This is a genomic window from Roseateles terrae (assembly GCF_014192155.1).
Taxonomy (GTDB): Bacteria; Pseudomonadota; Gammaproteobacteria; order Burkholderiales; family Burkholderiaceae_C; genus Roseateles; species Roseateles terrae.
Genome location: NZ_JACHXO010000004.1, coordinates 180,176 through 201,524 on the forward strand (window position 1 = coordinate 180,176; position 21,349 = coordinate 201,524).

Sequence of the window (21,349 nt, forward strand, 5' to 3'; positions counted from 1 at the left end):
CAACCAGCCCCATCGGCTTGCCTGCGCAGACTGCTTCGATGGGCCACAGCGGCTCACCCCGCCGCCTGGTCCTGGGCTCCACCTCCCCGTATCGCCGCGAACTGCTGCAGCGTCTGCAATGGCCGTTCGAGGTGGCCGCGCCTGCGGTAGACGAGACGCCCCTCCCGGGCGAGGCGCCTGAAGCGCTCGCACGGCGCCTGGCGCTTGCCAAGGCCCGCGCGGTGGCGGCGATCCACCCCGACGCTCTGGTCATCGGTTCGGACCAGGTGGCCGACCTGGATGGCCAGCCGCTGAGCAAACCCGGGGACCATGCACGGGCCGTGGCGCAGCTGCGCGCGATGCGGGGCCGGACGGTGATCTTCCACACGGCGCTCGCCGTCGTCTGTGAAGCGACCGGCTTCGAAGCCCACGATCTTGCCCGGATCGAGGTCCGGTTCCGCCCGCTCAGCGATGAGGAGATCGAACACTATCTGCGGGCCGAGCAGCCCTATGACTGCGCCGGCAGCGCCAAGGCGGAAGGCCTGGGCATCTCGCTGCTGGAGGCCATCGTCTCGGACGACCCGACGGCGCTGATCGGCCTGCCCTTGATCCGCACCTGCCAGTTGCTTCGTCAGGCAGGACTGAGCCTGCCGTCAGCAACGCCGAGCGCGTCGGCCCCCGCCGCGACGCCGGCCTTTTCTTCGCCTGCATCCGGAGACCGACTGTGACCCTGGGCCGCCTGTTCCTCGTCCCCAACACCCTGGATTTCGGCATGGACGGACAGTCCGTGGATCTGCGCGACGTGTTGCCCGACGCGGTGATCTCTCGCGCAGCCAGCCTGACGCACTGGGCCGCCGAGAATGCCAAGACCACCCGCGCTTTCCTCAAGCGGGTGGATGCGATCCATCCGCTGGCCCTGCCGCTTCAGCAGCAGCAGATCCAGGAATTGCCACGGCCACCCAAGGGGCGTGCGCCGGCAGCCTCGGACGAGGGAGCCTGGGCGGCATTGCTGGCCCCTGCCCTCCAGGGCACGGACGTCGGGCTGATGTCAGAAGCCGGCATGCCCGCCGTTGCGGATCCCGGTGCGCGCCTCGTGGCCGCGGCCCATGCGGCTGGCGTGCCGGTCATTCCGCTGGTGGGCCCGAGCTCGCTGCTGCTGGCCGTCGCGGCCAGTGGCATGAATGGGCAGAGTTTTGCGTTCGTCGGCTATCTGCCGACCGACGGCGCCGCCCGCCAGTCGCGACTGAAGGAGCTGGAAGCCCACTCCACCCGAGAGCAGCAGACGCAGCTCATGATCGAGACCCCCTACCGCAACAGCGCCCTGTTGCAGGCGCTGATCCAGCAGCTCAAGCCGGGCACCGTGCTGTCGGTGAGCTGCGGACTGAGCCTGGCGGATGCGTGGACACACAGCGCGACTGTGGCGCAGTGGCGCCAGTCTCCGAAGGCAGTGCCGGACAAGGTGCCGGCGGTGTTTGCGTTCCTCGGCGGACGCTGAGCATAAAAAATGGACGTGGCCTCGAACGGCCCGCCCATTGATCCATGACGACCGGCCAAGGGGCCAGTCGCATCATTCGGTCAACTCTTCCCGTTGGCGGATCCAACGATCCAGCCGCCGGACGCTACCGGTGCCCTCAACCGAAAGCGTTGCGGGGCGATGGAACGGCGCCGTCGCCGCTGTCTGATCAGGACTCCGTCGTCACCGGCTTCTTGGCGCCGAACAGCGCCGCCACCTTGCGCTTGGGCTTGATGGCGCCTGGGCCGCCTGCACGAGAGGCCGCCGGTGCGCCGGCATGGGCGCTTTCCCAGCTGGGGGGCTCGGCACGGTCGGACGCCTCGTAAGGCTTGTCGAACAGCGGGTCGTACGGGGCGCGCGGCTGCGAACGATGCATCGGCGCGCTGCTGTAGGCCTCGTCCCGACGGTCTTCTCGCTCGCGACGCGGCCGCTCTTCACGACGCGCCTCGCCGCCCCGGCTGTCCGGACGATCTTCCCGATCCCGACGCTCGCTGCGACGCGAACGATCGTCTTCCATCTGCAGCGGCTCGAGCTCCAGCTTGCGCTTGATCAGCTTCTCGATTTCGCCCACGAGACGGGCGTCGGAACGCGCCACCAGGGTGAACGCCAGACCCGAGGCACCGGCGCGGCCGGTTCGGCCGATGCGGTGCACATAGTCTTCGGCATTGAAGGGCACGTCGAAGTTGAAAACAGCCGGCAGATCGGCGATGTCCAGGCCACGGGCCGCCACGTCGGTGGCCACCAGCAGTTCGACTTCGCCACGCTTGAACGCTTCCAGCGACTTCAGGCGCTCGTCCTGGGACTTGTCCCCGTGCAGGGCCGCCGTCTTGAGGCCGTCGCGCTCGAAGGAACGGGCCAGCCGGGCAGCGCCGAGCTTGGAGTTCACAAACACGATGGACTGGGTGATCTGACGCTGACGGATCAGGTGCAGGATGGCGGCACGCTTGTCATCGTCTTCCACGCTGAAGAAGCGCTGCTCCACGGTGGACGCCGTGGCGTTCGGACGCGCCACTTCCACCAGCTCCGGCTCCTGCAGATAGCTCGAGGCGAGGCGCTTGATTTCGGGCGAGAAGGTGGCCGAGAACAGCAGCGTCTGACGGGTCTTGGGCAGGTAGCTCAGGATGCGCTGCAGGTCCGGCAGGAAGCCGATGTCCAGCATGCGGTCGGCCTCGTCCAGCACCACATACTCGACCTGATTGAGCACGCAGTTCTTGGCTTCGATGTGGTCCAGCAGACGGCCCGGGGTGGCGATCAGCACTTCCACGCCGCCCTTGAGCTGCAGTGTCTGGGGCTTCATGTCCACGCCACCGAAGACGCAGGCCACTCGCAGCTGGGTGTGCTTGGCGTAGGCCTTGACGTTGTTGGCCACCTGGTCGGCCAGCTCGCGGGTGGGCGCCAGCACCAGGGCGCGGACCGGATGGCGGGCAGGCGAGGCGCTGGCATTCTCATGCTTGAGCATGCGCTGCAGCAGCGGGATGGAGAAGGCGGCTGTCTTGCCGGTGCCGGTCTGGGCGGCGCCCATCACATCGCGGCCTTCAAGCACAACGGGAATGGCTTTGGCCTGGATCGGCGTCATCGTCGCGTAGCCCTGGTCGGCGACGGCGCGCAGCAGCTTCGGATCCAGCGGCAGCGTGTCAAATCGCGGGCTTGGCGTCGGGGTGGTGTCTGTCATGGGGGCGGATTATCCCTTATGCCCCGCATTCGGCCCAAATCCGGGTCAAAACCATGAAACACCGGGTGTCCGGGCCTGCGCCCTAGGTTCAGCGCGGCTCGTTCCCGGGCAGCTTGCGCGGATCGCCGCGAAACACCATCCATTTGGGCGTGCGAAAGCGCACGATGCGCCAGTACAGGCCGACGTAAATGACGCCAAACAGCACCATGCAGGCCAGGATCATCGGCGTCGAGTCCCAGAACAGCAGGGCCGGCGCCAGCGACGAGATGCACAGCGTCCACAGGTAGGGGGCGGTCATCGAGTTGCGGCGGGTCATGGCGCGCGCATCACGTGCGCCAATCGCCCAGCGCATCAGGCGGCGGTAGATCAGGGAATGCAGGTGAATACCGTCCGGGGCGCCGGGGGACACGTCGCGCAGCACCCGGCGGCGATAGATGGAAAACAGGGTCTCGAAGACCGGGTAGATGCACACCATCAAGGCGAAGAGCGGCGACACCTCGCTGTGACGGGAGATCAGCAGGATGCCCATCTCGGCCAGGTAAAAGCCCATGAAATAGGCCCCGCCGTCGCCCAGGAAGATCATGCCGGACGGATAGTTCCAGACGAAGAAACCCAGAATGGCGCCGACGCCGGCCAGTGCCCAGAGGGCCAGTTCGGTGTCGCCCACCTGGTAGGCGACATAGGCCAGCGTGAGCAACATCAGGCTGACGCACATCGAGGACAGGCCATTGAAGCCGTCGATGATGTTGACCGAGTTGGCCACGCCGGCGACAGTGAAGACGGTGGCGATGAAGGCGCCCGCGGCGGTGCCGACGATCAGGTCCAGGCCGGGAATGTCGGTGCGGGTGATGGCGGCGCCCAGGACAAAGACGCCCAGCGCGGCAGAGACCGCCGTGGCCAGCAGCCGCTTGCCGGGTGACACCCGCTTGGTGAAGTCTTCGATCAGGCCGGCGCCGAAGGCGGGCAGGCCGCAGAGCAGCAGCAGTGCTCCGAGCTTGGCATTGACGCCGCCCTGCAGGTAGTGAGCCGCCAGCACCATGCTGGCGAGGCCGGCGAAGATCCCGACGCCGCCGATGCGCGGCACCGGACGGGCATGGAACTTCTGAGGACCGGACAGGTCATGGTCGGCCGACAGATGGCCGTGCCGGGTCGATGAATGCACCACATACAGGGTGATCACCGCCGCCACGGCAAAAGGGATCAGCAGGAACAGCATGCGCGGCAGTGTAGCGAGCCTGTTTGGGCAAATAGCGGCTTTGGCGCCACAACGTGCTCTTAGAATGCGGCGGCTTGCTGCGAAGGCCTTGGCGCCTCGCAGGTTCGGTCCAGCTTTTCATGAGACTTCGCATGCATAACAGCGCCTTTAGCGCCCCTGTTCCGGCCATTGGTGGCCTGACTCGATTGGCCCGCCAGGCGGGTGCGACCGTGATGGCTTGTGTTTTGAGCACAGGTCTGCTGACGGCGCATGCGGCGGATAACGAGACGACCAATTCCAGTTCGTCGTCCTATCAGTCCAGCGGCGATGGATCGACCGGACCCGTCCGATTGAATACAGGGCGCACCACGTCGGAAAGCGGACAAAGCACCACCTCGACAGGCTCGATGGTCCAGCGCCAGCGCTATGTCCCCAATGAGTTCGAGATCTACGTCAACAAGCAGTTGGGGATCGACCTCCAGTTGCTGGAAGAACAGCAAAAGCTGGACCGGCAGGCCGAGCGAACCAGCACGCTCACGGCTCAGAACGCAATGACCGGCTCCACTACAAAGCGGATCAATCCCGACAACGTCGTGCGGCGACTGGGGGCCGATCTCATCCTTGACGAATCCCTGACCGGCAACGCAATTGCCGATGGTCCGCGGGAAGCCCCTGCAGACTATTTGATCGGCATTGGCGATGAAGTCCAAATTACGCTGTGGGGGTCCGTCGACGCCGATTTGCGACTGACGGTTGACCGGAGCGGTCGCGTGACGGTTCCGCGCGTAGGTCCCATCCTCGTGGCCGGCGTCCGCTACGGCGACCTGAATGAATTGGTGCGCTCACGCGTGGCGCAGGTCTTCAAGAATTTCCAGGTGAGCACAACGCTGGGCAAGCTGCGGTCGATCCGCATCTATGTCACGGGGTTCGTGGCCAAGCCCGGCGCTTACACGGTAAGCAGCCTGGCGACCTTGGTCTCCGGGCTGATCCGTGCCGGTGGCCCGTCGGGGTCTGGCAGCTTCCGTAACATCGAGCTGCGCCGTGACGGCCAGCTGGTCGCGCAATTTGATGCCTATGACTTCCTTCTGAAAGGCGACAAGGCGGCCGACCGTCCGCTTCAAGCGGAAGACGTGATTCATGTCGGCCCGATCGGCCCGCAAGTGGCCATTCTTGGTAGCGTCAACAAACCCGCCATCGGTGAACTGAAGCCGACCGAGACGGTGGACGACGTGCTTGCCATGGCCGGTGGATTCAGCGCTGTGGCGGACCGGAGCCGGATCGCCGTCGAACGCCTGAGCGAGCGCATCGAGCGCCGCATCACTGAACTGGCACTGCCGCAGCAACTCAAGGCCAGCGTCACCAATGGTGACGTGCTGCGCGTCTTCAGCAGCGTCAATGCGGAACTGCCGCAATACAAGCAGTACAAGCGCGTGCAGGTCGAAGGCGAAGTCGCCCGGCCGGGGGAATATGTCCTGCCCCCGAATGCAACTGTCGTGGATGCCGTCGCGGCAGCCGGCGGCCTGACCCCGCAAGCCTACGTTTTTGGGACGGACTTTTCCCGCGAGAGTGTGCGTCGCTCGCAGCAGGAAAATTACGACCGCGCCCTGCGGGATCTGGAAACCGAATTCACCCGCAGCACCTCGACGCAGCGCACGGCCAATGCCGATGAAGCTCAGGCCCAGGCCGCGCGAGCCAGCAACACCACCCGCCTGGTGGAACGGCTGCGGGCAGTGCGCCCGACGGGCCGGATCGTGCTGCAGCTGGAACCCGACGCCACGGCCTTGCCGCCCCTCACGGTGGAAAGCGGTGATCGACTGTTGATCCCAGCACGCCCCAACACTGTGGGTGTTTTCGGGAGCGTGTTCAACGGCGGCAGCTATCTGCTGACAGAAGGCAGCTCCGTGGATGACGTGCTCAAGCTGGCCGGTGGCCCGACGCGGGGCGCCGATCCTGGCAGCATGTTTGTGTTGCGTGCCAACGGCAGCGTCATCAGCGCCCGGCAATCCAACAGCGGATGGTTCGGCTTCAACTCTGCGATGTCCAGCCTGCCCGCATTGCCCGGAGATACCGTCTTTGTTCCGGAAGAACTCAACAAGACCACGTTCATCCAGGAGGCGAAGGACTGGACGCAGATCCTGTATCAGTTCGGCCTGGGCGTTGCGGCCCTGCAAACCTTGAAGAACAACTGATGACCGGATTGCCTTCCATGTCCGCAGCTCTCTCCTCCACACAGCCGATCGACGGCGGCCCCGACCAGGGGGCCTCCCTCCGGGTTGGCGCCACCCTCCTGGCCCACTGGCGCCTGTTGATCGTCGGGCCGATTGCCGCGGGTGCGCTGGCGCTGGGCGTCACTTACCTGATGGACCCGATCTACACGGCCAAGACCACCTTCCTGCCCCCGCAACAGCAACAAGGTGCAGCAGCAGCAGCCCTGCAATCACTGGGCGCGCTGGCGAGCCTGGCGGGTGGCTCCGGAGCGGTCAAGACCCCGGGGGACCAATATGTGGCCTTCATGCAGAGCGTGACCGTCGAAGACCGGATCGTTGACAAGTTCAAGCTGATGGAGCCTGCCAAGGCGAAGTACCGGTTCGAGGCACGTAATTTCCTCAGGAAGTCGGCGCGGATCGAACTGGGCAAAAAGGATGGGCTGATCAGTGTGGAGGTCGACTCGAAAGACCCTCAATTGGCCGCGGACATCGCCAACCAATATGTGGAAGAGCTGCGCCACATGACGGCAGGTCTTTCGCTGACCGAAGCCCAGCAACGGCGCGCGTTTTTCGAGGACCAGCTCAAGCAATCCAAGGAGCAGCTCACGCGCGCGCAGCAGGACCTGCAGACGGTGGGCTTCAACCCGGGCGCGCTGAAGACCGAGCCCCGGGCAGCAGCGGACAACTACGCACGGGTCAAGGCGGAGCTCACCGCAGCCGAAGTGCGACTGCAGTCCCTGCGTCGATCCCTGACCGATAAAGCGCCTGAGGTCCAGCAGCAGTCCGCCGTCATCGGCGCCCTGCGCAGCGAACTCAACCGGCTCGAAGGCAGCAGCAGCACCAACGGGACCGATTACATCGGTAAGTACCGAGAATTCAAGTATCAGGAGTCGCTGTTTGAGCTGTTCTCCAAGCAGTACGAATTGGCTCGGCTGGACGAAAGCAGGGAGGGATTCCTCATTCAGGTGATCGACCCGGCCCTGAAGCCGGAATACAAAAGCAAGCCCAAGCGAGCCCAGATCGCACTGGTGACGGCCTTTGCCACCGGGCTGGCGCTGTGCGCCTTTCTGCTGCTGCGCCAGTCCAGGCGGCTCAAGCCCCTGCCTGCTGCAGGGGTCTGAGGCCGAAAATCGACATGGTAGACTTGGGTGCGCTCAAACGTTGAACACACCCCGTGCCGCCTTCCGTCACCAACGAACTCGACTACGCACTTCTCCAGCAGATCGAGGATCACACTGAAATCAGCCAACGCGCCCTCGCGCGCGGACTGGGCGTCAGCGTCGGCAAGATCAATTACTGCCTGCGCGCGGTGGTAGACCGCGGCTGGGTGAAGGTGAACAACTTCCGACGTGCGGACAACAAGGTCGCATACATGTATCTGTTGACGCCCAGCGGCGCCAAAGCCAAGTTGCGGCTGGCTCGCGACTTCCTGGCCCAAAAGGAAGCGCAATTTGAGCAACTGCAGCGCGAAATTGCCGTGCTCCGTTGCGAGCTGTCGCAAAGCGATCCGTCACGGGCCGAAGCGACCTGCGTGGACCGCCCCGAGAGTTTTTGATGTTCACCGTCACCATTGCCAACGGCAAGACTTTCACAGCCGCCGAGGGAGAGTCGCTCCTGGACGCGGCCCTGCGTCAGCACATCACGCTGGATTACAGCTGCCGCACGGGCCGCTGCAGCACGTGCCGCAGCCGGGTAAGCAACGGAACCACCGTTCCTCTGCGCGATGAAACCGGGCTGAGCGCCGCGGAGCAGGCAGAGGGATATGTGCTGACCTGCGTCCGCGGCGCCTGCTCGGATGTCCTCCTTGACATCGAAGACCTGGGCGACGTGAAATTGCCGGATCCGAAGACAGTGCCTTGTCGTATCCAGTCCCTGGACAAGCTGTCGCATGACGTGGTGCGGGTGGTGCTTCGCACACCGCCTACCACGCCTCTGGCGTTTCTTCCCGGCCAGTACATCGACATCATCGGAGCCGCGGGACTGCGCCGCAGCTATTCGATGGCCAACGCGCCGCAAGAAGACCATTTCATCGAGCTTCACATCCGCGAGGTGCCCGAAGGGCAGATGAGCCATTACTGGTTCCGGGACGCCAAGCCGAACGACCTTTTACGCCTGCGGGGACCACTCGGCACCTTCTTTCTTCGCGGCCACACCGGCCGCGATCTGATCTTCCTGGCCACTGGCACCGGCATCGCCCCGGTCAAGGCCATGCTCGAGGGACTGGCCCGGTCCGATGCCGCCAGCCAGCCGCGATCCATCAGCGTTTACTGGGGCGGACGTCAGCCGGCCGACCTTTACTGGCGGCCCGAAGAAGACCCCCGGCTCGACGCGCTACGACCCCGCCTGCGGTTCGTCCCGGTGCTGTCGCGTGCAGGGAGCGATTGGAACGGTGCCCGGGGCCATGTTCAATCCGCGCTGATGGCGCAGGCGCCGGACCTTCGCAGCGCCTTGGTCTATGCCTGTGGCTCGGACGCCATGATCCGCGATGCCCAGACCCAGTTGTGCAGCCAGGGCCTGTCGCCCGGCAGCTTCCATTCCGACGCCTTTGTGAGCTCGGGTGCAGCCTGAGCCCTTTTGAAGATCTCCGATTCCATAGGACTCCCATGAAAGCAGTCATCCTGGCCGGTGGCCTAGGCACGCGCCTCAGCGAAGAGACGGCCCTCCGACCCAAACCCATGGTGGAGATCGGCGGAAAGCCGATTCTGTGGCACATCCTCAAGATGTACTCGCATCACGGCGTGAATGACTTCATCATCTGCTGTGGTTACAAGGGCTATGTCATCAAGGAGTACTTCGCCAACTACTTCCTGCACATGTCCGACGTCACCTTCGACATGCGCAGCAACCGCATGGAAGTGCATCACAAGCGTGCGGAACCGTGGACGGTGACGCTGGTTGACACGGGCGACGATTCCATGACCGGCGGACGCCTGCGTCGCGTGGCGGACTATGTGCGGGATGAGCAGGCCTTCTGCTTCACCTACGGCGACGGCGTTGGCGACATCGATATCAGCGCCACCATCGAGTTCCACAAGCAGCACGGCAAGGCGGCCACTCTGACAGCGACCTATCCGCCCGGTCGATTCGGAGCGCTCGACATCCAGGGAAGACAGGTCAAGGCTTTCAAGGAAAAGCCCAAAGGTGACGGCGCCATGATCAACGGCGGCTTCTTCGTGCTTTCCCCGCGGGTGCTGGACTACATTGACGATGACAGCAGCATTTGGGAGCAGGAACCGCTGATGGGCTTGGCCCGCGATGGTGAACTGATGGCCTTCGAGCATGAAGGCTTCTGGCAACCCATGGACACGCTGCGGGACAAGCACCACCTGGAAGAACTGTGGGCCTCCGGGAAGGCACCGTGGAAGCAGTGGGACTGAGCCAAGTGAAAACGACTACCCCGGAATTCTGGCAAGGCAAACGTGTTCTGTTGACCGGCCACACCGGCTTTAAAGGCAGCTGGCTGAGCCTGTGGCTTCAGTCCATGGGCGCCGTTGTGCGGGGCCTGGCATTGCCGGCGCCAACCGAACCCGCGCTGTTCAACGTGGCGCGGGTGGCAGAGGGCATGGAGCATTGCATCGCGGACATCCGCGACCTTGCGGCCGTGCAGCGCGAATTCAATGACTTTCGTCCTGAGATCCTGATTCACATGGCGGCGCAGCCGCTGGTTCGCCTGTCCTACCAGCAGCCCGTGGAGACCTACGCCACGAACGTGATGGGTACGGTGCATGTGCTGGAAGCTGCCCGCCAGGTCGGCTCCGTCAAGGCCATCGTCAACATCACCACGGACAAGTGCTACGAGAACCGCGAGTGGGTTTGGGGCTATCGCGAAGACGAACCGATGGGGGGCCACGACCCCTATTCCAACAGCAAAGGCTGTGCAGAGCTGGTCAGCAGCGCGTACCGCCGGTCGTTCCTCAAGGATGCCAACATCGCGATGGCCACCGCACGGGCCGGCAACGTGATCGGCGGCGGGGACTGGGCACTCGACCGACTGTTGCCGGATGTCCTGCGAGCCTTGCAGCAGGGCGAGCCGGTGCTCATCCGCAACCCCCACGCGATCCGTCCCTGGCAGCATGTGCTGGAGCCGCTTTCCGGCTACTTGCTGCTGGCCGAACGTCTCTACACCCACGGACAGACCGATGCGGAAGGCTGGAACTTCGGCCCCCGCGATGAAGATGCCCGACCGGTCCAGTGGATCGTCGAGCACCTCTGCACGCGGTGGGGGGATGGCGCGGGCTGGACCCTGCAGCCCGGCGAGCATCCGCACGAGGCCCATTTCCTCAAGCTGGACATCTCCAAGGCCCGCCAGCGCCTCCAATGGGCACCTCGCTGGTCCCTGGAAACGGCCCTATTACACATTACCGACTGGCACCAAGCCTGGCTCAAGGGCCAGGACATGCGTGCCTTTTGCCTGAACCAAATCTCCCAGTACCGAGCCAACGCATGAGCACTACTCCCGTCCATTTCCAACCGCAGCTGGACAAGCTGCGGAGCCAGATCAGCGAACTGGTCCAGCAATATGCCGACATCGCTTATGCCCCGAAGGCGTTCGTACCTGGTCAAAGCGCCGTGCCGGTCTCCGGCAAGGTGATCGGCGCCAAGGAACTGCAGTTGATGGTCGAGGCCTCGCTAGACGGCTGGCTCACCACCGGCCGCTTCAACGCCCAATTCGAGCAGAGACTGGCGCAGTTTCTGGGGGTGAAGTACCTGATCACCGTGAACTCAGGCTCTTCTGCCAATCTGGTGGCCTTCTCCGCGCTGACCAGCCCCAAGCTGGGCGACCGTGCGATCCGGCAAGGCGACGAGGTCATCGGCGTGGCCGCGGGTTTCCCGACCACCGTCAACCCGATCCTGCAGTTCGGCGCCGTTCCCGTGTTCGTGGACGTGGACCTCGCCACGCACAACATTGACGCCAGCAAAATTGAGGCGGCCATTACGCCCAAGACCAAAGCCATCATGCTGGCCCACAGCCTGGGCAACCCGTTCAATCTGGACGTGGTCACCGCCTTGTGCAAGAAGCATAAGCTGTGGCTGGTGGAAGATTGCTGTGATGCGCTGGGCGCCACCTACAACGGCCAGTTGGTGGGCACCTTTGGTGACATCGGCACCCTGAGCTTTTACCCCGCCCACCACATCACCATGGGAGAAGGCGGCGCGGTGTTCACCAACAACCCCGAGCTCAAGCTGATCGCCGAGTCCTTCCGCGACTGGGGCCGCGACTGCTACTGCCCGCCCGGCAAAGACAACACCTGCGACAAACGCTTCTGCTGGACGAAGGAACAGCTCGGCGGCGACCTGCCCGACGGCTACGACCACAAGTACACCTACAGCCACCTGGGCTACAACCTCAAGATCACGGACATGCAGGCCGCCTGTGCATTGGCCCAGATGGATCGTGTCGAGGAATTCATCGCCAAGCGTCGCGCCAACTTCACCTATCTGAAGAACCGTCTGCAGACCTGCACCGAATTCCTGCATCTGCCAGAAGCCACCCCGAAGTCGGAACCGTCGTGGTTCGGCTTTCCGCTCGTGCTCAAGGAGACCAGCGGCATCAAGCGCGCCGATCTGATCAACTTCCTGGAAGAGAACAAGATCGGCACTCGCCTGCTGTTCGCCGGCAACCTGACCAAGCAGCCCTACATGGCCAACCGGAACTTCCGCGTCAGCGGTGAGTTGACCAATACGAATGTGGTGATGAACCAGACCTTCTGGCTGGGTACGTTCCCCGCACTCGGTCAGGAGCAACTCGACTACATCGCCGACAAGCTGGAAGAGTTCTTCGGGCTGAACTTCTGACCGGGGATGTGATGGAACTGGTGCCCACCCGACTCTCAGGCTGCCTCCAGGTGCGTCCCTTCTTTGCGAAGGATGACCGGGGCACCTTCGTGAAGACGTTCCATGCGGAGCGCTTCGAAGAACTGGGCCTGCCCGTGTCGTGGCGCGAGGAGTACTACTCCACGTCGCATCAGGGCGTGATACGGGGCATGCACTTCCAGACGCCTCCCCACGACCACGAGAAGCTGGTGTATTGCCAACAAGGCCGGGTGCTGGACGTAGTCCTGGACCTGCGCACGCAATCCTCGACTTTCGGTCAGCATCTGGCGGTTGAACTGGACGCGGCTCGGGGTGACGGGCTCCTGATCCCCAAAGGAATGGCGCACGGATTTCTGGCGCTCACCCCCGACGTGATCATGGCGTACAAGGTCACCACCACCTATGCGCCGGCCCACGACGCCGGGATCCGCTGGGATTCATTCGGGCTGGACTGGGGGATTGAACATCCCGTCCTCTCGGCTCGCGATGCCGCCCACCCTCCTTTCGCGGACTTTCAGTCGCCGTTCTGAACCATGAAGCTCTTCATTACTGGGGGAACTGGCTTCGTCGGCTCCCACGTGATCAACCAGGCCCACACGGCTGGTCATACACTGGTGGTGCAACGCCGCCCGAGCAGTCAGCCGCGCCTGGCGCTTGATCGCCAGCCGCAGTGGGTGGACCGCGCGCTGGATGGCGATTTCACAGCCGAGCTGCAAGGTTGTGAGGCCGTCGTACACCTGGCGTCCCATACACCGAACCCGCCCTACGCTCCGCTGGATGAATGTCTCTATTGGAACGTCTTCGCCACTGTGCGCCTGTTGCAGCAGGCGGCTGCACTCGGCATCCGGGACGTCCTGGTGGCGGGGACCTGCTTCGAATATGGGGCCGCTGCGGAAGGTCTTGAATACGTCCATCCGGCCACCGACATGCGCCCCTCGCTCACCTATCCCATCTCCAAGGCGGCCGCCACCACGGCGTGCCTGGGGCTCGCGCGGCATCTCGGCCTGCGCCTGCAGGTGCTGCGCATTTTCCAGGTGTTTGGCGAGGGAGAGGCGGCTACGCGCTTCTGGCCGTCGCTGAAGGCTGCGGCACTGGACGGTCGGGACTTCGCCATGAGTGCTGGCGTTCAGGTGCGGGATTTCATCCCCGTGGAGGAAGTGGCCCGCCAGTTCCTGGCGGCACTGGATTTCACCGCTGTGGCACCCGGCCGTCCGCAGGTGCGAAATGTGGGGACCGGCCAGGCGCAAACACTGCTGGCCTTCGCAAAGCATTGGTGGGCGCACTGGCAGGCCTCTGGCCAACTCGTGCCGGGGCAGGTCGGTCTGAGGCCCGGAGAACTGTCCAGACTGGTGGCCGACGTGAACAGCGTGCACACCGCGTGAGCCCCGTCCTTCGGGCCACGACCGGTGTTGCCTCACGTCCGGGAATCTGCTCATGAGCGCCGTCAACCAACGCTCCGATCTCCGTTGGGGCTATCTTGCGCAGGCCCTGAACGTCGGGGCGGGCCTTCTGCTGCTTCCCGCGGTGGTGCGCAGCCTGCCGTCGGAAGACGTCGGGATCTGGTTTGTGTTCATCACGCTGACCAGCCTCGCACAGTTGCTGGAGCTCGGTTTTCTCCCCACGATTGCCCGCAACACGGCTTACCTGTTTGCCGGTGCCCGATCACTGACGGGTCAGGGTGTGCCCACCGACATGCATGCCACTGGCCAGGTCGACCCGGCCTTGCTGGCCGACCTCACCCAGGCCGCCCGAAGAATCTATCAGTGGGTCGCCCTGCTCGGCGGGTTGATACTGATGACGGCAGGCAGCCTGTATGTGCTCTCCGTGATGACCCCTACGCAAGACCGCAGCCTTGTACTTGGGGCCTGGTGGCTCTACGCAGCAGGCAACATCTGCAACTTCTACTATGGCTACGTGAACGGTCTGCTGCAGGGGCGCGGTGACGTGGCATCCGCCAATCAGGTGGTGATCGTGACCCGCGCCAGCATGCTGGTGGCTGGCATCCTGGCCCTGTCCGTCGGCAGCGGCCTGTTGGGTCTGGGCGCTGCCACCTTCCTGGCAAGTGTCTCTGGACGCTTCGTGGCCATGCGGTTCTTCCGGCGCGGCGCCATTGCGTTGCCAGAGCGATCGCGCGAGACCATCCAGCGGACGGTCAAGCTGCTCTGGCACAACGCCAGCCGGCTGGGAGTAGTGCAGCTGGGCGCCTTCCTGATCCAGCGGGCCAATGTGCTGGTGGCATCCAGCTTCCTGGGGGTCAGTGCGGCCGCCAGCCTCGGCTTGACCGTGACCATCCTGATGACGCTCAGCGGAGTCGCTGCCGTGATCCTGCAGGTCCGTATGCCGCGACTGGCCTCGGCACAGGCCACCCGGGACGTCAACAGCCTGCGTGGCCTCTATGGCGAAATATGGTTGATCGCCTGCGGCGCGTTTTTCGCGGGCCTTCTCATCCTGGTTGTCGCGGGCAACTGGATCCTGCAGAGTTTGCACAGCAAAACGCTGCTGCTCCCCACGCCGCTGCTTTGCCTGCTCGGTGTGATCATGCTGCTGGAGTTGAATCACAGCCTGGCTGCCGGTTACCTGACCACCCGCAATCACGTGCCCTTCGTGCGGGCTGGGCTGCTGTCCGGCGTCCTGATCTGTCTGACCAGTCTGGCGCTGGTCAAACCTTTCGGTGTCGCGGGCCTGATTGCCGCACAGGGCGTGGTCCAACTCGCCTACAACAACTGGAAGTGGCCCCGGGAGGCGCGGCTTGATCTGGGTGTCAGCTGGGGTGAACTGCTGACGCAAGGTCTGCATCGCGCACTCGGCCGCCAAGCTCCGCATGCCGACGGCCCACAGAACATACGTCCATGAACGATTCCCTTCCGCAAGCGGCCCACCGTGTGGCCGGCACGACGCAGGCACGGGTTCTGATCGCCGGGCCCCAAGTCGAGGGTCAAGGTCGCCCCAGACTGTCCATTGCCATTCCCACCTACAAGCGCTTCGACCTGCTCAGCGAGGCCATCAGCTCCGTGCTGGCGCAGCGCTTCAGTATTCCGATTGAATTGCTGGTGGTTGACAACGACCCGGACAACGACGCTGAAGCGCTGGCGGCGATGCAAGCCTTTGCGGGTCAGCCGTTGACCTACTACAAGAACCTGACCAACGTGGGCATGGTGGCCAACTGGAATTGCTGCATGGCGCTGGCACGCGGCGACTATGTCACCATCCTGCATGACGACGATCTGCTGGAGCCGGCTTTTGCCGAGGAGGTGAGCCGTCACCTCGGCCCCGGCGGCAGCGTTGGCGATGCCATTGCGTGGCGACATGGCGTGCTGGATGAGCGGGCGCAGCGCCCGCTCGCCGCAGCGCCGTCCAAGGGACGTCCAGTGAAGCAGGCGGTCAAGCGATTGCTCGCGCCTCTGCGCAGCCAGGTCAAGCGGCACTCCGTCTACCATCTGTTTTTTGCCAACCCTTTTGCCGGCACCCTGGGCATCGTCCTGCGACGGGACCAGGCGCTGGCCTTGGGAGGTTTCGATCCCGGGCAGCACCCCATTGCAGACTACGATTTCTGGTGCCGCTGGACAGCCGCTTACGCCCCGCTCCCGATTTGGGCGCGTCCGGTCAGCCTCTACCGCATGCGCCAGAACGAATCGATGCTGCCGCAAACACGCGCCGCCTTTGTGACCGGCTCCCGGCAACTGCGCGAGCGCATGATTGCCACCGGCGCCGTGCCGCGCTTTTATCGACACCTTCTGGACCCACTCCAGCGCACCCAGCAAACGTCCATCGAAGAGGATTGGCGTGAGATGGGACAGGCGCCGATGTCCCGCATGGTGTCCTTGAAGCTCCGCGTCTGGCGCTGGTTCACGGGGCTGCTGACCGCGGTGCAGGCACGGCGGTCCCGCTCCTCCGACCGGGGGTCGCTGTCCTCATGAAGATCCTGCTCATCGGTGGCAACGGTTTCATCGGTCTCAATATGGCCGAGGCGTTGGTTCGCCATGGACACGAGGTTCATGTGGCGTCCCGCTCTGGCGCGCCGAGCACGTTCACCCGCGAGCTGCCGGCGGTAACCGCATTCCATGTCATCCCGACCCTGGCTGTGGAGCCGCTCATGGCGCTGGTGGCGTCGTGTGGAATCGACTGCGTCGTGTCATTGGCCTCCAGCCTCATCCCCTCCAGCACTGCCGCGGACTTCGAGCGGGAGCTGACACAGACCATCGTGCCGACCTTCCAATTGACCGAACAGCTGGCGCAACGGCGGGTGCGGTTCGTCTACGTTTCCTCCGGTGGCACGGTGTATGGCGCGAGCACGCAAGCCACCCTTGACGAAGACACGCCGCTGCGCCCCATCAGCCATTACGGCTACTCAAAGGTCATGGTAGAGCAGTACGTGGCCTTCATGGGACGCACGCAAGGGCTGCAGCATATGGTTCTGCGTCCCTCCAACCCTTTCGGGCCATTTCAGAATCCTCATCGCAAGCAGGGCCTGATCGCCGTGGCGGTGGACAAGATCCTGCACGGCCAGCCCATCGACATCTGGGGCGACGGGTCCGTGGTGCGCGACTACCTGTGGGTGCAGGATCTGGCCGATGTGGTGGCGCGACTGCTTGCAGTGCAATCGGCCTGGGGACAGACCTTCAACATTGGCGCCGGCGTCGGCCACTCGATCGTCGAACTGCTTGATCTTCTCCAGGAACTGACCGGGATCACCGCTGATATTCGCTATCGTGAAGGGCGTTCGGTGGATGTACAGCGCATGGTGCTCAACATCTCCAAACTTCGTCGGGCTGTTCCCTTCGAACCTCTGGACCTGCGGCAAGCCCTGAGCCGCTATCTCGACGACCTGCGCAGCTGATGACTCCGAATCCCCTTCTCTCGCTAGCGATTCCGACCTACAACCGCAGCGAGATCCTGCTCGAAAACCTGCGCGCCATGCTGCCGGACCTGATGGCTCACCAGGTGGCCGTTTTCATCTCCGACGACAGCACGGACGACCTCACGGCGCAGAAGGTTCGAGCCTTGCAGCAGGAATACCCGCTGTTGACCTATCGCCGGAATGAACCCAGGCACGGCCATGACGCCAACTTCTTCGCCACGGTCTCCATGCCGGACACCGATTACGTCTGGTACCTGGGTGACTCGCTATTCCTGCAGCCCGGCATGCTAGGCACGGCGCTGGAGGCCCTCGCGACTCACCGTCCCGACCTTTGTTTCGTGAACGCCTACGTGCACGACGACCAAACCCGCCTCCTTGAAGGCGACGATGTTCACGCCTTCCTGCTGGATCGCACCTGGTATCTCACCTTGTCGGGCGCCACGATCTACAGCCGTGGCATCCGCATGCTTCCCGTGGAAGAGGCGCGCAAGTGGTCCTGGAAGAACTTCCCGCAGCTGGGCCTGATTCTGGAGGCGTGTTCTCGCGCCCCCCGCCGGCTGCTGTGGCTCGGTCCCACCGGCATCGCCTTCAACCGGAAGAAGTCCAGCTACTGGCTAAAATCGGCTTTCGACGTGTTCGTCAAGGACTGGACCACGCTGATCCGGTCGTTCCCGACGCTCTTCAGTCGAGTGGAGCAGGATCGCATCATTCGATCGCATGCGGAGCACACCCAGCTGTTCAATCTCGTCAGCCTGCTTCAACTGCGAGCCATGGGTGCGCTGACCGTCGAGACGTTGCAACAACATCGGCAGGCGTTTGCCATCGCCTCCCCGATCCCCCCGTGGTGGGCGTCTGTGGTGGCACGAGTGCCGGTGCGAGCGATTCATGCCGCCCGGGCTGTCAAGGCGTGGCGACGCCAGCGCAAAGATTAGGACGTTCTGCCGATGTTACCCATCGACATCCTCCTGCCGGTCTACAACGGCAGCCAGTTTCTCCAGGCGCAGTTGGACTCCCTGCTTGCGCAGACGTACAGCGCCTGGCGTTGCCTGATGCGCGACGACGGCTCCAAGGACAGCTCGCTGGAGATCCTTCGCTCGTATCAGGCAGCTCATCCTGACCGCTTCCTCTTGATCGAGGACGGCCTGGGGAATCTCGGCACCGTCCGGTGCCTCAACGCCCTGAGCGCGCACGTCACGGCGCCGGTCTTTGCATTCTGCGACCAGGACGATGTCTGGCAGCCTGAAAAGCTCGCCACCTCCCTGGAGCGCCTGCAGGCGCTGGACTGCCCTGCCGGCACGCCAGGGCTGGTGTTCTGCGACATGACCGTCACCGATGCCGCCCTCTCACCTACCGCCAATTCCTTCTGGGACACCCTGGAGGCCCGCCCGTATGCCCGGGACCTCGCAGGGCTGCCGGTGATCAACGTTGTGGCCGGCTGCACCATGATGGGCAACCGCGCCTTGCTCGACGCCGCCTTTCCGGTGCCTGAGGCCGCACCAATGCATGATTACTGGGTCGGCATGGTGGCCAAGTACACCGGCCGCATCCAGGCCATTGAGCAACCGTTGATGCTCTACCGCCAGCACGGCCGAAACCAGTGTGGCGTGGCCCGCCGCGGGCCACTGCTGCAACGCCTGGTCGGCCGTCTGAAGGCGATCGACCAGTTCCGTACGCAGGCACGCGCGTCCCGGTCTCTGCGGCTGGGCATGCTGACGGCCCTGATGTCCCGTCAGTGGCCGACCCTGAACGTGCCCGAATGCCGAAGGGCCATCAGTGCCGAACAGGGCGGCGCCGTGCGCCGGTTGGGTTACCTGCTCTCCCGCGGTATCCGCCCGGACCATGCATTCATCTACTGGCTGGCCTGACGCCATGAGAGCCCCATGAGCATCGCCTCGCAGAGCCCCGGGACCTGGACGGCGGATGCATCGCTGCAGAGCCCGCGCCCGCGTGTGACGCTCGGCCTGTCGATCGCGTTCGGGCTGGCCACACTGTTGCTGACCCGGCACGCGCAGGTGCCGGGCCTGAGCAGTCTCACAGCGCCTTTTGCGTTGCTGATCCTGCTGTGCACCCTGCGCGTCAGCAGCGTCACGCTGGCGGTGCTGCCGATGTTGCTGTATTGCTGCATCTCGCTGGTCGTGTCCGTGTTCCTCGGCAACGAGGTGTCGGTCGGCCTGCGCTTTCTGGTCATCACCATCGCCACGCTGGTCGCCTTTGGCGTGCGGTCCCAACCGGTGTCACCCGCCTGGGCCTTGTTCCCCGTTGCGCTGCAGGCGGTTTCCATCGCGATCCTGTCCCTCACGTTGTCGGTCATGCAGGATCCGCTCATGGGGGGCGCCGTGCGGGCCTACGCCATTACCAGCGACTGGGGTGACGTCTACACGCTGGATGGGCTCTACTACCGCGTGCAGGTGATCGGCAATGCGCTGATCCCGCTGCTGTTTGCCGTGTGCTTGTGGCAACCGCCCTCGCGTCTGCGTCGGTGGGGGCTGGCAATGGCCGTTCTGGGCCTGCTGGCGGCCGGCAACCTGACCTATTTCTTGATGGCCGGGCTGGCCGTGTTCCTTCGGTTCAAGGCCTACTTCTATACCCACACCCGTACCTGGCTGACCGTGTTCAGCCTGCTGGGGGTGGTGGCGGTGGCCAACTCCGACGTCGGCATCTCTTCAGTGACCCGAAAGTTCGATGGCGCGGGCTCTTCGATGGGGGTGCGCTTTGACCAGATCGATGCCGTCGTCCGCGCGACGGACACATTCCCGGCGGCCGTGCTGACCGGTGCCGGTCTCGGCAGCCGATTCCCGAATGGACGCATCAACGACTATTCGGACAGTCTCTACATTGAACTGCAGGCGCTGTTCGTCGGCTATCAACTGGGGTTGATCGGCGCGGCGATCTACGGCGCGACGCTGCTGTATTGCGCGCGCCGCACCCTCAACCGGCAAGGGCGGCTCATCTTTTGGCTCTACATGCTCTCCGGCATCAGCAACCCCTACATCCTGGACACCAACCAGATCATCGCCACGATGTTGCTGGTGCATCTCTTTCCGCTCAACCCGCGTCGGTCCGGGCCCATGGCTACTGCGGCAGGCGCGTCCGCTCTTGCGGCACCGCCGCCTTCCCCCTCCCCGACGTCCGGGTCTCCGGCTGCCTGATCACTGCTTCACTGACTGCTGTCCATGATTGAACGAATTGCGGCCATCTACACGACCTATCGGCCCGACGCTGCCTTCCGCGACAGGGTCGCGCCGCTGGCCGCACGTTGCCAGGCCGTTATCGTGGTGGACAACACGCCCGGCGGCCACGACTTTGGAGATTGTCCCGAGCTGACCCTGCTGCAGGACGGCCACAACAAGGGCCTGGGTGCAGCGCTCAACCAGGGCATCGACAAGGCGCGAGCGCTGGGGTGCGATGCCGTCATCCTGTTCGATCAGGACAGCACGCCCGGCCCTGATTTTCTGCAGGCGCTGGCCGATGGCCTCCAGTCGCTGGGCGGTGCGCGCTGCGCGGTGGGCCCGCTGATGCTGGACGACTCGGTGCTGGAGAAGAGCGGCCTGCCTGCGATCCGTCCCCAGGTCGAGGCCCAGCCGGTGACCTGCCTGGCTACCTCAGGCATGCTCTTCCCCATCCAGGACCTGAACCCCGAGGACCGTTTCTCCGAGGAACTTTTCCTGGACTTTGTCGACTTCGACTGGTGCTGGCGGATGGGCCAGAAGGGCTGGCGCCTGTACAAGCTGTCCAACGTGCCCATGGCACATCGTCTAGGGCTGGCGCAGCGCAGCGTGCTGGGCATGCACTATCACGTACCCGCGCCCTACCGCCACTACTTCCAGTTCCGGGATACGCTGCGGCTGCTCACCTTCCGACATGTGCCGCTGTATTCCAAAGTACGGCTGGGGGCCCTGCTGCCACCGAAATTCCTGGTCTACCCCTTCATCCTAGATCGCGGCGTGGAGCGCGTGGGCTGGATGCTCAAAGGAATACGCGACTTTCTCATGCGCCGCTGGAGCGCCGGAGCTGCATCTGCACGGCTGCAAGGGGGACAATCGGCCCCGCGTCGCAGCACCACCCCGCAGTGACCCACTCCGATAACAAGCATTTTCTCCAGGGACACTTC

Annotated in this window: 20 protein-coding genes; 18 read left to right on the top strand and 2 right to left on the bottom strand. The window is 64.2% G+C overall.

Annotated elements, in window-relative coordinates:
* The first annotated feature begins 38 nt into the window (after positions 1-38).
* Together FHS28_RS12705 and FHS28_RS12710 are read left to right on the top strand one after the other, a co-directional pair.
* Positions 39-707: a Maf family nucleotide pyrophosphatase gene (locus tag FHS28_RS12705; RefSeq protein WP_088450982.1), complete on the top strand. Its 669-nt coding sequence runs from the start codon at positions 39-41 to the stop codon at positions 705-707.
* On the top strand, positions 704-1,474 hold the full coding sequence (locus FHS28_RS12710; RefSeq protein ID WP_310736778.1) for an SAM-dependent methyltransferase: 771 nt from the start codon (positions 704-706) through the stop codon (positions 1,472-1,474). The genes FHS28_RS12705 and FHS28_RS12710 overlap by 4 nt, the downstream gene beginning before the upstream one ends.
* A gap of 187 nt (positions 1,475-1,661) precedes the next feature.
* Here the strand turns inward: FHS28_RS12710 and FHS28_RS12715 are convergent, their stop codons facing one another.
* On the bottom strand, positions 1,662-3,164 hold the full coding sequence (locus tag FHS28_RS12715; RefSeq protein ID WP_088450984.1) for a DEAD/DEAH box helicase: 1,503 nt from the start codon (positions 3,162-3,164) through the stop codon (positions 1,662-1,664).
* Between the two features lie 88 nt (positions 3,165-3,252).
* A complete protein-coding gene (locus FHS28_RS12720) occupies positions 3,253-4,380 on the bottom strand; it encodes an MraY family glycosyltransferase (protein ID WP_088450986.1) in 1,128 nt (375 codons plus the stop codon).
* 224 nt (positions 4,381-4,604) lie between these two features.
* Here FHS28_RS12720 and FHS28_RS12725 point away from each other — a divergent pair, with 224 nt between their 5' ends.
* Genes FHS28_RS12725 through FHS28_RS12800 form a run of 16 tightly spaced genes read left to right on the top strand, consistent with a single transcriptional unit; the run spans position 4,605 to position 21,311 of the window.
* Entirely contained in the window at positions 4,605-6,548 is a 1,944-nt protein-coding gene (locus FHS28_RS12725; RefSeq protein ID WP_184294720.1) for an SLBB domain-containing protein, read from the top strand.
* A 17-nt stretch (positions 6,549-6,565) separates the two neighbouring features.
* A complete protein-coding gene (locus FHS28_RS12730) occupies positions 6,566-7,687 on the top strand; it encodes a Wzz/FepE/Etk N-terminal domain-containing protein (protein WP_088451497.1) in 1,122 nt (373 codons plus the stop codon).
* A gap of 53 nt (positions 7,688-7,740) precedes the next feature.
* Positions 7,741-8,121 (top strand): MarR family EPS-associated transcriptional regulator, encoded by a 381-nt coding sequence (locus tag FHS28_RS12735; protein ID WP_088450990.1) that lies wholly within the window; start codon positions 7,741-7,743, stop codon positions 8,119-8,121.
* Positions 8,121-9,134, top strand: coding sequence for an FAD-binding oxidoreductase (locus tag FHS28_RS12740; RefSeq protein ID WP_088450992.1), 1,014 nt, complete (start codon positions 8,121-8,123; stop codon positions 9,132-9,134). The genes FHS28_RS12735 and FHS28_RS12740 overlap by 1 nt, the downstream gene beginning before the upstream one ends.
* 35 nt (positions 9,135-9,169) lie before the next feature.
* Positions 9,170-9,943: a glucose-1-phosphate cytidylyltransferase gene (rfbF, locus tag FHS28_RS12745; RefSeq protein ID WP_088450994.1), complete on the top strand. Its 774-nt coding sequence runs from the start codon at positions 9,170-9,172 to the stop codon at positions 9,941-9,943.
* The gene (rfbG, locus tag FHS28_RS12750; protein WP_221193964.1) at positions 9,940-11,013 is read left to right on the top strand and encodes a CDP-glucose 4,6-dehydratase; all 1,074 of its coding nucleotides are present in this window, start codon (positions 9,940-9,942) and stop codon (positions 11,011-11,013) included. Before rfbF ends, rfbG begins: the two co-directional genes overlap by 4 nt.
* Positions 11,010-12,362: a lipopolysaccharide biosynthesis protein RfbH gene (gene rfbH, locus FHS28_RS12755; RefSeq protein WP_088450996.1), complete on the top strand. Its 1,353-nt coding sequence runs from the start codon at positions 11,010-11,012 to the stop codon at positions 12,360-12,362. The genes rfbG and rfbH overlap by 4 nt, the downstream gene beginning before the upstream one ends.
* Positions 12,363-12,373: 11 nt before the next feature.
* Entirely contained in the window at positions 12,374-12,910 is a 537-nt protein-coding gene (locus tag FHS28_RS12760) for a dTDP-4-dehydrorhamnose 3,5-epimerase family protein (protein WP_184294723.1), read from the top strand.
* A gap of 3 nt (positions 12,911-12,913) precedes the next feature.
* A complete protein-coding gene (locus tag FHS28_RS12765) occupies positions 12,914-13,762 on the top strand; it encodes an NAD-dependent epimerase/dehydratase family protein (protein ID WP_088451000.1) in 849 nt (282 codons plus the stop codon).
* Between the two features lie 52 nt (positions 13,763-13,814).
* On the top strand, positions 13,815-15,233 hold the full coding sequence (gene wzx / locus FHS28_RS12770; protein ID WP_088451002.1) for an O-unit flippase-like protein: 1,419 nt from the start codon (positions 13,815-13,817) through the stop codon (positions 15,231-15,233).
* A complete protein-coding gene (locus FHS28_RS12775; RefSeq protein ID WP_088451004.1) occupies positions 15,230-16,297 on the top strand; it encodes a glycosyltransferase family 2 protein in 1,068 nt (355 codons plus the stop codon). Before wzx ends, FHS28_RS12775 begins: the two co-directional genes overlap by 4 nt.
* A complete protein-coding gene (locus tag FHS28_RS12780) occupies positions 16,294-17,217 on the top strand; it encodes an NAD-dependent epimerase/dehydratase family protein (RefSeq protein WP_088451006.1) in 924 nt (307 codons plus the stop codon). Before FHS28_RS12775 ends, FHS28_RS12780 begins: the two co-directional genes overlap by 4 nt.
* Positions 17,217-18,170, top strand: a complete 954-nt coding sequence (locus FHS28_RS12785) for a glycosyltransferase family 2 protein (RefSeq protein WP_088451008.1) — start codon at positions 17,217-17,219, stop codon at positions 18,168-18,170. Before FHS28_RS12780 ends, FHS28_RS12785 begins: the two co-directional genes overlap by 1 nt.
* A 12-nt stretch (positions 18,171-18,182) precedes the next feature.
* Positions 18,183-19,103 carry a glycosyltransferase family 2 protein gene (locus FHS28_RS12790; RefSeq protein WP_088451009.1) on the top strand — a complete coding sequence of 307 codons (921 nt, stop codon included), beginning with the start codon at positions 18,183-18,185 and terminating at the stop codon, positions 19,101-19,103.
* A 15-nt stretch (positions 19,104-19,118) separates the two neighbouring features.
* Entirely contained in the window at positions 19,119-20,387 is a 1,269-nt protein-coding gene (locus FHS28_RS12795) for a hypothetical protein (protein WP_088451011.1), read from the top strand.
* A 24-nt stretch (positions 20,388-20,411) separates the two neighbouring features.
* On the top strand, positions 20,412-21,311 hold the full coding sequence (locus tag FHS28_RS12800) for a glycosyltransferase (protein WP_088451013.1): 900 nt from the start codon (positions 20,412-20,414) through the stop codon (positions 21,309-21,311).
* Positions 21,312-21,349: the final 38 nt, after the last annotated feature.